The 12,931-nt window shown below is 70.7% G+C and carries 9 protein-coding genes and 1 pseudogene; 6 read left to right on the forward strand and 4 right to left on the reverse strand.

The window, feature by feature from the left end:
• Positions 1 to 40: 40 nt before the first annotated feature.
• The 3 genes and pseudogenes from IEY88_RS44665 to IEY88_RS38110 form a co-directional block, all read right to left on the reverse strand.
• Positions 41 to 565 (reverse strand): annotated as a pseudogene (locus tag IEY88_RS44665) (DNA cytosine methyltransferase); the annotation flags it as partial.
• Complete coding sequence (locus IEY88_RS38105; protein WP_189159787.1) at positions 562 to 1,749, reverse strand: TRM11 family SAM-dependent methyltransferase; 1,188 nt, start codon at positions 1,747 to 1,749, stop codon at positions 562 to 564. The gene IEY88_RS38105 and the pseudogene IEY88_RS44665, both read right to left, overlap by 4 nt.
• Positions 1,746 to 2,984 (reverse strand): hypothetical protein, encoded by a 1,239-nt coding sequence (locus tag IEY88_RS38110; RefSeq protein WP_229694140.1) that lies wholly within the window; start codon positions 2,982 to 2,984, stop codon positions 1,746 to 1,748. The genes IEY88_RS38105 and IEY88_RS38110 overlap by 4 nt, the downstream gene beginning before the upstream one ends.
• Before the next feature lie 534 nt (positions 2,985 to 3,518).
• Here IEY88_RS38110 and IEY88_RS38115 point away from each other — a divergent pair.
• The gene (locus tag IEY88_RS38115) at positions 3,519 to 4,427 is read left to right on the forward strand and encodes a hypothetical protein (RefSeq protein ID WP_229694141.1); all 909 of its coding nucleotides are present in this window, start codon (positions 3,519 to 3,521) and stop codon (positions 4,425 to 4,427) included.
• A 155-nt stretch (positions 4,428 to 4,582) separates the two neighbouring features.
• Positions 4,583 to 4,948 (forward strand): pilin, encoded by a 366-nt coding sequence (locus tag IEY88_RS38120; RefSeq protein WP_189159789.1) that lies wholly within the window; start codon positions 4,583 to 4,585, stop codon positions 4,946 to 4,948.
• A gap of 281 nt (positions 4,949 to 5,229) precedes the next feature.
• Here IEY88_RS38120 and IEY88_RS38125 read toward each other — a convergent pair whose 3' ends face one another.
• Entirely contained in the window at positions 5,230 to 5,379 is a 150-nt protein-coding gene (locus IEY88_RS38125) for a hypothetical protein (protein ID WP_189159790.1), read from the reverse strand.
• On the opposite strand from IEY88_RS38125, the gene IEY88_RS38130 reads away from it, so the two are divergent.
• From IEY88_RS38130 to IEY88_RS38145, 4 genes are read left to right on the forward strand one after another with little or no spacing between them, the layout of a single operon-like run.
• On the forward strand, positions 5,366 to 7,012 hold the full coding sequence (locus IEY88_RS38130) for a TrbL/VirB6 family protein (RefSeq protein WP_189159791.1): 1,647 nt from the start codon (positions 5,366 to 5,368) through the stop codon (positions 7,010 to 7,012). The two genes, IEY88_RS38125 and IEY88_RS38130, sit on opposite strands and share 14 nt — an antisense overlap.
• Positions 7,009 to 8,274, forward strand: a complete 1,266-nt coding sequence (locus IEY88_RS38135; RefSeq protein WP_189159792.1) for a PrgI family protein — start codon at positions 7,009 to 7,011, stop codon at positions 8,272 to 8,274. Before IEY88_RS38130 ends, IEY88_RS38135 begins: the two co-directional genes overlap by 4 nt.
• A complete protein-coding gene (locus tag IEY88_RS38140) occupies positions 8,274 to 10,223 on the forward strand; it encodes a VirB4 family type IV secretion system protein (protein WP_189159793.1) in 1,950 nt (649 codons plus the stop codon). The genes IEY88_RS38135 and IEY88_RS38140 overlap by 1 nt, the downstream gene beginning before the upstream one ends.
• A 53-nt stretch (positions 10,224 to 10,276) precedes the next feature.
• Positions 10,277 to 12,925 carry a DUF8128 domain-containing protein gene (locus IEY88_RS38145; protein WP_189159794.1) on the forward strand — a complete coding sequence of 883 codons (2,649 nt, stop codon included), beginning with the start codon at positions 10,277 to 10,279 and terminating at the stop codon, positions 12,923 to 12,925.
• Positions 12,926 to 12,931: the final 6 nt, after the last annotated feature.

Raw genomic sequence — 12,931 nt, forward strand, 5'->3', positions numbered from 1 at the left:
CGCGTCGGTGCGCGCAGCCGATGTCGGCGGCGCGAACGCTGTGCCAGAGCGCGTCATACCCTGCTTCGGCCAGGTCGCCGAGTACACGGTGGAGTCCTCCGTTGCGCCAGCGAAGCGCGGCGACGTTCTCCAGCACGCACAACGCTGGTCGTAGTATCCGAATGCCCTCCACGACGTTGGTCCACAGTCCACTGCGCGCGCCTTTCTCGATGCCCGCGCGCCGACCGGCGGCGGAGATGTCCTGACAGGGCCAGCCCGCGGTGAACACGTCGACCGGCTCCACCGCTGTCCAGTCGATGGCGCGGAGGTCGCCGAGGTTCGGCACGCCGGGCATGCGCGCGTCGAGGATCTGGCGGATGTGCGGGTCAGGGTCGGCGCACCAGGCGATGCGGCCTCCGCCGAGTGCGGCAAGCACGCCGAGGTCCAGCCCGCCATAGCCAGTGCAGACGGATCCCACGACGGGACCCAGGCTCTCGCGAACGCGCAGCGTTTGCGGCAGGGCTGTTATCGCCGTGCCCGGCGTGGGCTGTGGTCCGCGCCGGGCACGGTGGGGCGGTGCGTTCATGCCGCCACGCCCTCGGGTTCGGCGCGAACCCCACTGTCCACCTTCGACGGTGACCGCGTCGCGGCACCGGGTTCGTGTTGAGAACACTTGAGTTCGCGTGAACTCTGGGGAGTGAGCGGCGTCCTGAAGACGAGGACGTCTTCGTGCGCGATGAGGTGCAGCGGGAGTCCGGCTTCGCGTTGTTTGCGGACGAAGTCACGCTGGAAGAACGAGCCCCTCGGCACGAGATCGTGCTCGGCCGCGCGCGCCAGCAGCGCGACACAGCGCTCCACCGGGATCAGGCCGGCGTGCATACCGCAGGCGAGGATCTGGGAGGGCAGGTCGATCAGTTCGGCGTGTTCGCGCCAGGGGCGGATGGTGATGGCGATGTGTCCGCCTGGCCGTAGGTACGGCACGAGTCCGGCGAGGATGCGGGTGAAGCCGGACAGCAGCCGGTGGTGGCCGATGTTGGCGAGGTTTCCGCGGTCGAGGGTGTTGCCGTAGAGGTGGTGGTACTTCTGGATTCCTTTGCCGGGTGCGACCGCGACCTGTCCGTGGGTGGAGGGCCCGTACGGCGGTGAGGTGACCACGAGCGCGGCCTGCCCGAGATACTCGGGCGGGAGGAGTGCAGCGATTTGACGAGCGTCGCCGTGGAACACCCGGCCCTCGTGCGCCACACCGGCGTCGTGGGCGAGGAGAAGATTGGCGCGGGCGACATCGACCCAGTGCGGCTCGTACTCGATGCCGGCCGCGCGGCGCCCGGCGTGCACGGCTTCGACGAGGGTGGTGCCGATGCCGCACATCGGGTCGAGCACCAGGTCGCCCGGCTGGGTGTAGTGGGCGATGGCGTGCGCGGCGACAGCCGGCAGCATTTTGGCCGGGTGCGCGGTCGAGTCGGCGACGTAGCGGCCCTTGCGCTGGGCGGCCGGGGAGGTCTGCGCGGTCGTCCACACCGACACCGCCATGTACCTCGCCGCGTCGTCAGCGGCTCGCTCGGAGGCGATGCCGGTAGTGCCACGGGGAGCGCCGATGACGGTGCGCGGGACGCGCTGGGCCGAGTCGTCCGCCGGGTTGTCCGCGCTGGGCGGAGCCGGAGTGGCGGAGGTGTCGGGCAGGGCGTGCGGGGTGCGGTCGTCGGCCACGGGCGTGCCTTCCGGGCGGTGGTGTGCGGGCTGGGCGGGGTTCGGGATCGGCTCGCTGGTCATCGGATGCCTCCGTTCTCGCGTGCCGCGTCGGCCGCGCTCGGGCGAGGCGGTTCGTGGTCATGCGGCTGGGCAAAGACCTGAACGTCGGAGTGGATGCGCCGATGGGGTTCGGGCAGGCCGCGCACGGACGCGCGGTGACGGGCGCGGGCCTCGTTGTCGGCCGCCGGGCCGTCGGGATCGGCGAGGAGGTCGTCGGCGAACCGGCCGCCGCGCACCGGCGCGTGCAGGGCCACGATGTGCTGCAGGTAGAGCAGGTCGGCGTTCTGTGCCGAGGCCACGACCGCGCCGGTCGGGTCGATCAGCTCACCCGCGAGCCAGTCACAGTGAGTGAGTACGACGAGGATGCCGCCGACCCGCAGCAGCCGGGCCGCGACCAGCGCCACCAGATCGCTGAACCGGTCGCCGCCGTGCTCGGGACACAGACTTGTGATGATCAAGTCGGTGTCGGATGCCGCGTCCTGGACACCGTCTGGGAACTCGTCGCCGGTGCCTGAGTGCGAGGGCGCGCCGACGGTCACGGTCGCGTGGTCGGCGTCGCCGACGAGGTCTGCCCAGAACGGCGGCATCCCTGGACCGGTGGTGGTCGGGTCTGCCGCGATGCGCACCACCCGGCCGTTGCGGCCGAGCTCTTCGACGGCGGTGAGCGCGTCGGCCAGCGCGGCGTCGGGCTTGGCCGCAGGGGCGTGTTCGAGCAGGGCGTCGGAGGAGACCGGCGTGAGCCGTGGACGATCGTCGGGGGTCGGTTGCGTGGTCGGCCAGGGCAGGAGCGCGACTCGTCCGCCGGGTTGGCTGAACGCGTCGACGATCTTTTCGATGAACGGTGCCGGCCAGGCCGTGTCGAGGTCGATCGGTGCCGGGCCGGCCGTCCACACCGTCGCCGGGATCGGCGTCGGGGCCGAGCCGCGCGCCTGGGTGCGGCCACTGGGCGCACTGGGTGTGGCGGGGCTGATCCTGGTGGTGGACGGTGCGGTCGGATAGGGGCGGCGCTCGGCGCCGGAGCGGGTTGCCGTGCGGCTGTTTGGCGGGCGGGTGGTGTCGTCGCGTCGCGTTGGGCCGTGTGGCACCGAACGGCGCGCGGTGTGCTCGGACTGAGTCATGGTTCCTCGCAATCGGGTGCGGCGCGCCCTGTGGCGCTCTCTCGTACATCTCGCAACTCCGAAATCCGCGCTGTTTTTTGACAGCCCGTACTCAACTTTCTTAAAAATCTTGTTTTCAGCTGCCTGCCCGAGGGTCACAGAAGGATTAGGCGCTCATACCCGTGCGCGAAGAAGACCAGAGAGCCCATGCCGCAAAGGGAATGTCGACAGAGAATCTCGACGGATTTTCTCCGTCTCGCTCGCGGTGTGTTCCAGGTTCTGCGTCCAGGGCTTCCGAGCCGCCACCGGATCGCCACTAACGATCGCCATGGCAGTTCAGCGCCTACTGCAGGCGATCGTCAATGATCTTTAAGGAACCTTCCACATGAACGGATAGTGATCTTTTCGGCGGCGCGAAACGATCACTCAAGATCACCGGTGGCGGTTTGGTGGACTTCTGGTGGCGGTTGGGTTGCGTTGTGGTGGACTTGATTTGGCTTCCTTGTCTGGTCGTTGTTCTGCGATCACGCGGGGAGCCCAGTCATGAATTTGCGTCACGTATTGAGTTGTGTTCCTTTGGGGCGTGACTCGCTGCCCTTGGATGCCGCGCGGACGGCGTTCGAATGGTTGGTCACTGGACCGCGCCCGGCCTGGGTCGACGGCTGGCGTTTCCCGGGTCTGCCCCGGCGGCGGGTGCCCCTGGATGAGTTGCGGGGTCTGCTGCTGGACCCGGAACTGCCGATGTCGACCGTGGACCCGGTCTGGGTGCACCTGGTCACCCGCTCGCGAGACAAGGGCGGTGCCGCGACGGTGGGGTGTGTCGGCGTCGCGCTGCCCGCGCTGTTCGGCATTGCCGCCGAGTTGTGCAAGCCGTTCGTCGACGACCACCACGACATTCACGCCGCGCTGCTGACCGGGTTCCTCTCGGAGCTGGCGACGATCGACCTGACCCGGCCGTGGGTGATGTGGCGGCTGCGCTGCGCGGCGTTGCGCGCGGGGCACCTGTTCATCCGGGAGGCGCTGGAGCGTCCGATGCCGTCGGAGGACGCGTTCCGCTCCAGCGAGCCGCGCCCGCCGTGGGGACACGAGGACTTCGTGCTCGCCCGCGCGGTCGCAGAGGGAGTCATCACCGGCGAGCAAGCCGAGCTGATCGGCGCCACCCGGCTGGAGCCGGAGTACACCCTCGCCCACGCCGCCGCCGACTGGGGCGTCAGTTACGACACCCTCGCGCACGTCCGTGTTCGCGCCGAGCGGCGGCTGGTCGCCTGGCTGCGCGAGCAGGCCGCGCACGACGACCCCGGTGAACGCGGCGAAGGCGCGGTGGAGGTCCAGGCGATCCACGCGGCGACCGTCATCGCCGCCGCCCGCCACGCGGCGCGCCCCTCGACACCTGCACCCGGTCAGGCACGCACAGTGACCACTGTCGGTGGGAAGTCGTCAGAAAAAGTTCGGGGCGACGTGTCAAAAAAGACCCCGAAATCCGGAGTCGAGGGCTGCGGGACAGAAGCAGCAGCTCCCGCACACACCACCTCGCCCGACCGTCCGACCGGGACCACCCGGCGGCCGTCGGACCCGACTCCGGGAGTGCCGCGATGCGCCTGACCCGTTCCCTCATTCACCGCTCACCGCGCCACCGCAGTGGCGCGCTCCGCCCTCCCCGCAGTCCTGTGAGCCCGCCTGTTCGACTGGTTCGCCGAGCCCGGCGCACGCGCCTGCACGTCTCGAGCTCGTGCACCGCCGCAACCGTCACACCTCGGATGTCTACTGCGGCGGCGGAGTGGCGGGCCTGCCTGCGGCGCACGCTCGTAGTGCTGGCCGGCGTGGCGGTCGTGGTGCTGGTCATGCCCCTCTCGGCCGTGCAGGCGGAGAGCGTCACGGTGCTGGCGCAGGTGCAGTCGGTCGACCAGGTCCTGTCCAACATCCGTAACTGGCTGATGGGCATTCTCGCCCTGCTGGCGACGGTGTTCCTCACCATCGGCGGAGTCCGCCGGGTCATCGGCGGGGGCGATCCCGGCGAGCACGAGAAGGCCAAGGACTGCTTCAAGGCCGCCGCGATCGGCTACGGCCTGGCCGCGCTCGCCCCGCTGGTCGTCAGCGTGCTCAAAGGCATCGTGGGGGCGTAGGCGATGTCTGCGACCACCCCGGTGCGGCACGCCCGTCGCACCCCGGCGTGCCACAGCCCGCGCCTGCCGCGCCCCATCCTGGCCCGGCATGCTGACGATCGGCGCGGCGCACTGCGGCGGCGCGCCCTGTGGCTGCTCCTGGTCGTGTTGCTGGCGGTCGTGAGCGGTGGTGCCGCGGTGGCGGTGGCGCAACCGAGCCCGGTCACGCCCGCCCCCTGCCCGCAGCCCGGCGCCTCATCGCCGACACCATGCCCGCCTGCACCGCCATCGAGCGGACCCCCTCAGGCCCCGCCGAGCACCACGTCGTCGGCGCCCGTCACGACCGCGCCGAGCACGACAACGCCGAGCCCGCCACCACCGGTGACGCCGCTCAGCCCGCCCAGCGGGGAGTGCGGCATCACCGACATCGGCGCGTGCATGGCCGACGGCATCAACAGCTTCTTCTGGGCGCTGGTTGTCGCCGCGTTGAACTCGCTGTTGCGGCTGGTGGCTCAGACGCTGCTGGCCACGCCGACGCTGGATCAGCTGCCGCGGATCGGTGAGCTGTGGGAATCCTCGCGCGGCATCGTGATCGCCAGCTACGCGCTGCTGATCATGGTGTCGGGCATTGTGGTCATGGCCTACAAGACGCTGCAGACCCGCACCACGATCCGCCAAGCCGCGCCGCGCATCGTGGTCGGATTCCTCGCCGCGAACCTCTCCTGGATCCTCGCCGCGAAGGCGATCGAGTTCGCCAACGCCTTGTCCTACGCGCTTGTCGGCGGGGGCGTGGACCCCAGCGGCGCGGCCCAGACACTGTCGGCGTTGCTGACCAACACGGTGATGAACTCGATCACCTCGGCAGGGTTCTTCGGCATCCTGATCTCGCTCGGCCTGGTCGTTCTTCTGGTCTCGCTGATCGGCAGCTACGTCGTGCGCGTCGCGCTGACCGCCGTGCTGGTCGCGGGCGCCCCGCTGGCGTTGAGCTGTCACGGCACGGAGCAGACGGAAGGCGTCGCCTTCTGGTGGTGGCGGGCGTTCTTCGGAGTGCTCGGCATCCAGGTCGGACAGTCGCTCACGCTGATCACCGCCCTGCGGGTGTTCTTCTCCGAGGGCGGCTTCACCTTCCTCGGGCCGACACCGGACGGTGTCGTCAATCTGATCGCCACGGGTGGGCTGCTCTGGATCCTCGTGAAGATCCCGAGCTGGGTCATGCACCACATCCAGCTCGGCGGCGGCAAGCGGTCGATGCTCGGTTCGCTGGTGCGCGCGTTCGTGGCGTACAAGACCTTCGGCCTGCTGCGCGGCGGGGGCGGCAGTGGCGCACGGTCGCACTCGGCCGGCCCTGGACGCGGGAGGCGGGGAGCAAGCAGCGGTGCTGCCGGTGGATCCACGAACCCCTACGCCCATGTGCGCGCCACGTCCATCGGGCAGTACATGCTGCCGCTGGCCGGGCTGCGCCGCAGCCGCCCAGCCACCACACCCAAGCCAGCACCCGCGCCCAAGTCGAGCAGCGGCCACGGCCACCAGCTGACCCTGCCGCTGGGTGGTGAGTGGCCGGAGTACAAGCCGGTTCTCGGGCGGGACGGCCAGTACCGGTTGCCGCTGGATGTCGAGCGCGTCAAGCCGACGCCACCGCCTGCGGTCCCGCACGGACCGCCGCGCACAGGTGGGCGGCGTCGTGGCGGGCAGCTGCTGGAACTGCCGTTCGACCCGTACCGGGGTAACCGGCCGGATCGCTCCGGCCAGTACCGGTTGCCGCTCGACGGTGTGCGCCGCACACCGCGCCCGCCATCCCCGGCACCGTTCCCGGCGCCGCCTGCGGCACGGGCACGCAGCACACAGCCAGAGCTGCCGTTCGACCCGTACAAGGGCAACCGGCCGACCCGTTCCGGGCAGTACCCGCTGCCGCTGGACGGAGCACGTCGCATCCCGCCCGCGACACCCGCACCGGCGCCACCCGCACCTCCGCCGCCACCGCGACCGGCCTCGCCCGCGGGCCGGCAGCTGCGGCTCCCGCTGGACCTTCCGACACGCCCGCGGCGCTCCTCGCCGCCGCCACCCACGCCCGGAGGTACGCCATGAGTTCTGTGCGCATTCCCGCTGACGTCGACATGGCCGACAAGGTGATCGGCCCGTTGACCGCCCGCCAGCTCGCGATCCTCGCGGTGACCGGCCTGGTGCTCTACGCCGGGTGGACCGCCACTCGCGCAGTGCTGCCGCTGCCGGTGTTCCTCGCGGTGGCCATCCCGGTCGGGGTGAGCGCGGCGGTCATCGCGCTCAGCCAGCGCGACGGGCTCTCGATGGACCGGCTGCTGGTCGCCGCGATCGGGCAACGCATCCGACCACGCCACCAAGTGGCCGCCCCCGAAGGCGTGCGGCCCGCGCCGCACTGGCTGACCGCCCAGACCGCCGCCACGACGGCGAGCCGGACCGCGGGAACAGGCAAGAACAGGTCGGCCGAGGCCGGCAAAAACACGGCGCCGAGGTCGCAGGAGATCTCGCCGTCGGCGTTGCGGTTGCCCGCCGAAGCGGTCACCGACACCGGCGTCGTGGACCTGGGAGCAGATGGGCTAGCTGTCGTCGCGGTCGCTTCGACGGTGAACTTCGCGCTGCGCACACCGTCCGAGCAGGAGTCCCTGGTGGCCAGTTTCGGACGCTATCTGCACAGCCTGACCGCCCCGGTGCAGGTGCTGGTGCGCACCGAACGGCTCGACCTGTCCGGTCAGATCGATGAGTTGCGGGACCGCGCGGGCGGGCTGCCGCACCCGGCGCTGGAAGCTGCCGCGCTCGAGCACGCCGACTACCTGGTGCAGCTCGGTGAGCAGACCGATCTGCTGCGCCGCCAGGTGCTGCTGATCCTGCGCGAGCCCATGGGCGCCGCCGCGCCGGCCGACGGCCTCGGCGGCCCCGGCCCGCTCGCAGTGCTGGCATCGCTGACCCGCCGCCGACGCGCGCATAACGAGACCACCCAGGCCAGCGCCGCGGCGCGGCGGGCGGCGGAGTCCCGGCTGGTGCGCCGCCTGAGCGAGGCGATCGAGCTCCTCTCCCCCGCCGGGATCGTGGTGACCCCGCTGGATGCCGGGCAGTCCACCGCCGTGCTCGCCTCGGCGTGCAACCCGGACACGTTGTTGCCGCCCTCAGCGGCTCTGGCCGGTGCCGACGAGGTCATCACCACCGCCCGCGGCACCGACGTGGCCGACGGCGACCTCGGCGACGACCGCCCGTTCTGGCAGTCCCGCGCCCGCGGCGTGGCCGACACCGAGAAGCACGGACCAGACGACGAAGACGACGGCTGGGACTACGAGACCGACGACAACGACTTCGCAGGGCGGAGGCGGGTGTGATGACCACCCGAACACGTTCCCGGCGCGGCCAGCACCACCGCGCAGCCGCCAACCAGCGGGCCACCGCGTTCACCCCGGACGCCCTGTCCGTCGGCGCCCGGCACCTGGAGGTCGGCACCGAATGGGTTTCCAGCTTCGCGGTGACCGGGTTCCCGCGTGAGGTCCACCCAGGCTGGCTCACACCCCTGTTGACCTATCCCGGCCGGTTGGACGTCGCGCTGCATGTCGAACCGATCGACCCGGCCACGGCCGCCGCACGGTTGAAAAAGCAGCTCGCCAAGCTCGAGTCGGGTCGGCGGCACACCGCCGAGCACGGCCGCCTGCACGACCCGCACGTCGAAGCGGCCACTGAGGACGCCTACGACCTGTCCTCCCGCGTCGCCCGCGGTGAAGGCAAGTTGTTCCGCGTCGGGCTGTACCTCACAATCCACGCCCCGTCCGAACAAGCGCTGGCCGATGAGGTGGCGGCGCTGCGGTCGCTCGCGGCGAGCCTGCTGCTCGACGCCAAGCACACCACCTACCGGTCACTGCAGGGCTGGGTGTCGACCTTGCCGATGGGCCTGGACCTGATCGGGATACGCCGCACTTTCGACACCTCCGCGCTCTCGGCGGCGTTCCCGTTCACCAGCCCGGACTTGCCCGCGGCCGACCCGACCTCGGTGGCCGCGCCGTCCGGGGTGCTCTACGGCTACAACGTCGGATCGCAAGGCTTGGTGCACTGGGACCGGTTCGGCCCTGGGATGCACAACCACAACTCCGTCATCCTCGGCCGCTCCGGCGCGGGCAAGTCCTATCTGGTCAAGCTGGAGCTAGTGCGCAGCCTGTATCGAGGGATCGAGGTCGCGGTCGTCGACCCCGAGGACGAGTACGCCCGGCTAGCACACGCGGTCGGCGGCACGTATGTCCACCTCGGTGTCGCGGGTGTCCGGCTCAACCCGTTCGACCTGCCCATCCACACGCGTGCCGATGGACGCCGTACCGCGCCGCGCGACGCGCTCGTGCGGCGGTCGCTGTTCCTGCACACCGTCATCTCCGTGCTCGTCGGCAACGAGTTGCAGGCCGCCGAACGGGCCGCGCTGGACCGGGGTATCGCCGCTACCTACCAGTCGGCCGGGATCACCGCCGACGCCCGCACCTGGACCCGACCCGCACCCACTCTGCGGTCCTTGCGCGACCAGCTCGCGACCGCGGGCCACGCCGGCGAACGGGCCGCGGCGGAGCTCGCCGCGCGGCTGCATCCCTATGTGGAGGGCGCGTTCAAGCAGTTGTTCGACGGGCCGACCTCCACCGCCCCCGAAGGCCACCTAGTGGTGTTCAGCCTGCGGGACCTGCCCGACGAGCTGAAAGCCATCGGCACTCTGCTCACCCTGGACGCGGTGTGGCGGCGGGTGTCCAATCCCGCGATTCGCCGTCCGCGGCTGGTGGTCGTGGACGAGGCGTGGCTGCTGATGAAAGACCCGTCCGGAGCGGACTTCTTATTCCGCATGGCCAAAGCCGCCCGCAAACACTGGGCGGGACTGACCGTCGCGACCCAGGACACCGCCGACGTACTGGGCAACGATCTCGGCAAAGCCGTGGTCGCGAACGCGGCGACCCAGATCCTGCTCCGGCAAGCATCCCAGGCCATCGACGAGATCACCCAGACCTTCAACCTGTCAGCCGGGGAACGACAGTTCCTGCTCTCAGCCGAAAGGGGCCAGGGTTTGCTGTCGGCGGGAACCCAGAGGGTCGCGTTCCAGAGCATCGCCTCACCGACCGAGCACTACCTCGTCACCAGTGATCCGGCCGAACTCGCCGGATACGCCGCAGACGCCGATCCCATCGGTGAGTCCGATGACGAGCAGTCCTTCGTCGATCTCGGCTTCGCCGACCAGCAGGCGTACGCGGCCGACGGTGACGAGTTCGGATCGTTCGGTGCCGAGGACGACCTCGACCTCGACGCCTCCTGACCCCGATCGTCCCGTCTCCGATCGACATTCCTACTTTTTCGGGAGAACCTGTCATGTCTGCCTGGATTCCGGCTGCCCTCACCCACCCCGAGCTGTCTAATCCGCTGGTCGCTAACGGAATCGTACGGGCGGGCCTAGCCAATGGGTGGCTCGGGGATTACCTGCGCGACCCCGGCGGTGCACTGCTCAGGTTGCTGGGCCACATGCGGGAGTGGGCGGTCGTCTGGGGACCGGTCGTCGGCCCGGTGCTCGCGGCCGTCGTCGCGGGAGTCGTGATCGGCCGGCGCCGGTGGGCGCGGCGCTGCCACGCCAGGCTCGTCGCCGACGCCCGCCAGGTCACCGTGCTCGCCCCGCCAACGGTGGATCGCGCGGGCGGCGAGGCGTTGTGGTCCAACCTCGTCGGGCTGCTGCGCCCAGCCTGGCGCCGCTGGTTCACCGGTCAGCCCCACGTGGCGTGCGAGTACGTGTTCTCCGAGGCCGGAGTCGCGATCCGCCTGTGGGTGCCGGGGGTGATCCCTCCGGGCCTGGTCGAACGCGCGGTCGAGGCGGCCTGGCCCGGCTCACATACCCGCGTCGGCCCCGCCGAACCGCCCCTGCCACCAGCCGAGGCCGGGCAGCGGCGGCTGGTCGTCGGCGGCGAGCTGCGCCTGGCCCGGTCCGAGGCGCTGCCGATCCGCACCGACTTCTCAGCTGACCCGCTGCGCGCGTTGATCGGCGCTCCGGTCGGGCTCGGCCGCGACGAGTACGCCTGCGTGCAGATCCTGGCCCGCCCGGTCACCGGCCGCCGGGTCGCCCGAGCACGGCGTTCCGCGCGCCGGGTGCACACCGGCGGCTCCACCCGCGTGATCGGCCGCCTGCTCGACCTGCTCACTCCCAGCGCGAAGACCAGGTCCGCGCGGAGCACCACGCGCACAGGGGCCTTGCACACCGATCCGCAGACCTCGCTGGAATACGCGGCACACAACCGCGCCGTCGTCACCAAGCAACGCGGCTCCCAGTACGAGACCGTCATCCGCTACGCCGTCGCCACCCTGCTACCGGCCGACGCTGCCGACACGGAGGTCCGCACGGCACGCGATGTCGCTCGTGGCCGGGCACACGCGCTGGCCGCGAGTTTCGCCTCCTACACCGAGCACAACCACTACACCCGCCACCGCGTCCGCCACCCTGGCATCGTGCTGGCCGGGCGGCGTCTCGGCAACGGCGACCTGCTGTCGGTGAGAGAGCTGGCGGCGTTGGCGCACCTGCCGATCGACGAGGCGATCCCCGGCGTGCAGCGCGCCGGAGCCCGCGCGATCGCGCCGCCACCGGGCATCGCCACACCGGGGCCGGGGGCCAAGCCGATCGGCGTCACCGACACCGGACACGAACGCGCTGTCGCGCTGCGCGTCCCGGACGCGCGGCACCACTTGCATGTCATCGGCGCGACCGGCTCCGGTAAGTCCACGTTGCTGGGCAACATGATCCTGGCCGACGCCGTGGCCGGCCGCGGCATCGTGCTGATCGACCCCAAGGGCGACCTCGTCACCGACGTGATCTCCCGGCTGCCCAAATCGGCCGGCGATCGCGTCGTGATCTTCGATGCGGACTCGAAGTCCCGGCCGCCGTGCCTCAACCCCCTCGATGGAGGGGAAACCGACCTGACCGTCGACAACCTCGTCTCGGTGTTCCGCCGGGTGTACTCCGCGTTCTGGGGTCCGCGCACCGACGACGTGATGCGTGCCGCGTGCCTGACCCTGCGAACTCAGGAAGGTGTGGCGACCCTCGCGGATCTGCCGAAGCTGCTGGCCGATACCGCTTTCCGGTCACGGGTCACGGCCGGGGTCACCGACCCGGTGCTGCGCGGATTCTGGTCCTGGTACGAGGAACTCACCGATTCCAGCCGCAGCCAGGTGATCAGCCCGCTGATGAACAAGCTGCGCGCGTTCCTGCTGCGGCCGTTCGTACGCGACGCCATCGCGGGCGGACACTCCACAGTGGACATGACAGCTGTGCTCGACGGCGGCATCTGCCTGGTACGCATCCCGAAAGGCTCCCTCGGCGAGGAGACCACACGGCTGGTCGGGTCACTGGTGGTCGCACGCACCTGGCAAGCCACCACCGCCCGCGCCCGCACTCCACAACGCCAGCGCCGCGACGCGTCACTGGTGATCGATGAGTGTCACAACTTCTTGAACTTGCCGTACCCGATCGAGGACATGCTCGCCGAGGCACGGGGATTCCGGGTCGCGATGACCCTGGCGCATCAGCATCTCGGCCAGCTTCCCCGCGAGTTGCGGGAAGGCATGTCCACCAACGCCCGGAGCAAGATCTTCTTCAACGCGAGCCCGGAGGACGCCCGCGAGCTGTCCCGGCACACCGCGCCCCGGCTGTCCGATCACGACCTGGCCCACCTCGGTGTCTACCACGCCGCCGTCCGCCTTGTGCTGAACGGGGAAGAGTCGCAGCCGTTCACCATGCTCACCCAGCCGCTCCCCCGCGCGATCCCAGGCCGCGCACGGGAAATCCGCGGTATCGCTCGTCGTGCCTTGCGCAGCCGTGCTCCGGGTGGCGTCACGCCCGTATCTGGTCCGCAGGCCCCGCCCTGCTCTTCGCGGCGTCCGGCCACAGCCTCAGAGCAGACACGGCCGGCCAACGGCGATCGCCGAGGCCAGCCCAGCGTTCGGGCGCGCAACGCCGACCCACGCCGCCAGCAGCCCTGACTCGCC

Origin of the sequence: Lentzea pudingi, from assembly GCF_014646255.1 — a bacterium.
Taxonomy (GTDB): Bacteria; Actinomycetota; Actinomycetes; order Mycobacteriales; family Pseudonocardiaceae; genus Lentzea; species Lentzea pudingi.

What these genes read in the sequence shown, in the direction of transcription:
- IEY88_RS38105 (WP_189159787.1), bottom strand. Translation starts at nt 1,749, where the DNA reads ATGACCAGCGAGCCGATCCCGAACCCCGCCCAGCCCGCACACCACCGC.
- IEY88_RS38120 (WP_189159789.1), top strand. Translation starts at nt 4,583, where the DNA reads ATGTCTACTGCGGCGGCGGAGTGGCGGGCCTGCCTGCGGCGCACGCTC.
- IEY88_RS38130 (WP_189159791.1), top strand. Translation starts at nt 5,366, where the DNA reads ATGGCCGACGGCATCAACAGCTTCTTCTGGGCGCTGGTTGTCGCCGCG.
- IEY88_RS38125 (WP_189159790.1), bottom strand. Translation starts at nt 5,379, where the DNA reads ATGCCGTCGGCCATGCACGCGCCGATGTCGGTGATGCCGCACTCCCCG.
- IEY88_RS38135 (WP_189159792.1), top strand. Translation starts at nt 7,009, where the DNA reads ATGAGTTCTGTGCGCATTCCCGCTGACGTCGACATGGCCGACAAGGTG.
- IEY88_RS38140 (WP_189159793.1), top strand. Translation starts at nt 8,274, where the DNA reads ATGACCACCCGAACACGTTCCCGGCGCGGCCAGCACCACCGCGCAGCC.
- IEY88_RS38145 (WP_189159794.1), top strand. Translation starts at nt 10,277, where the DNA reads ATGTCTGCCTGGATTCCGGCTGCCCTCACCCACCCCGAGCTGTCTAAT.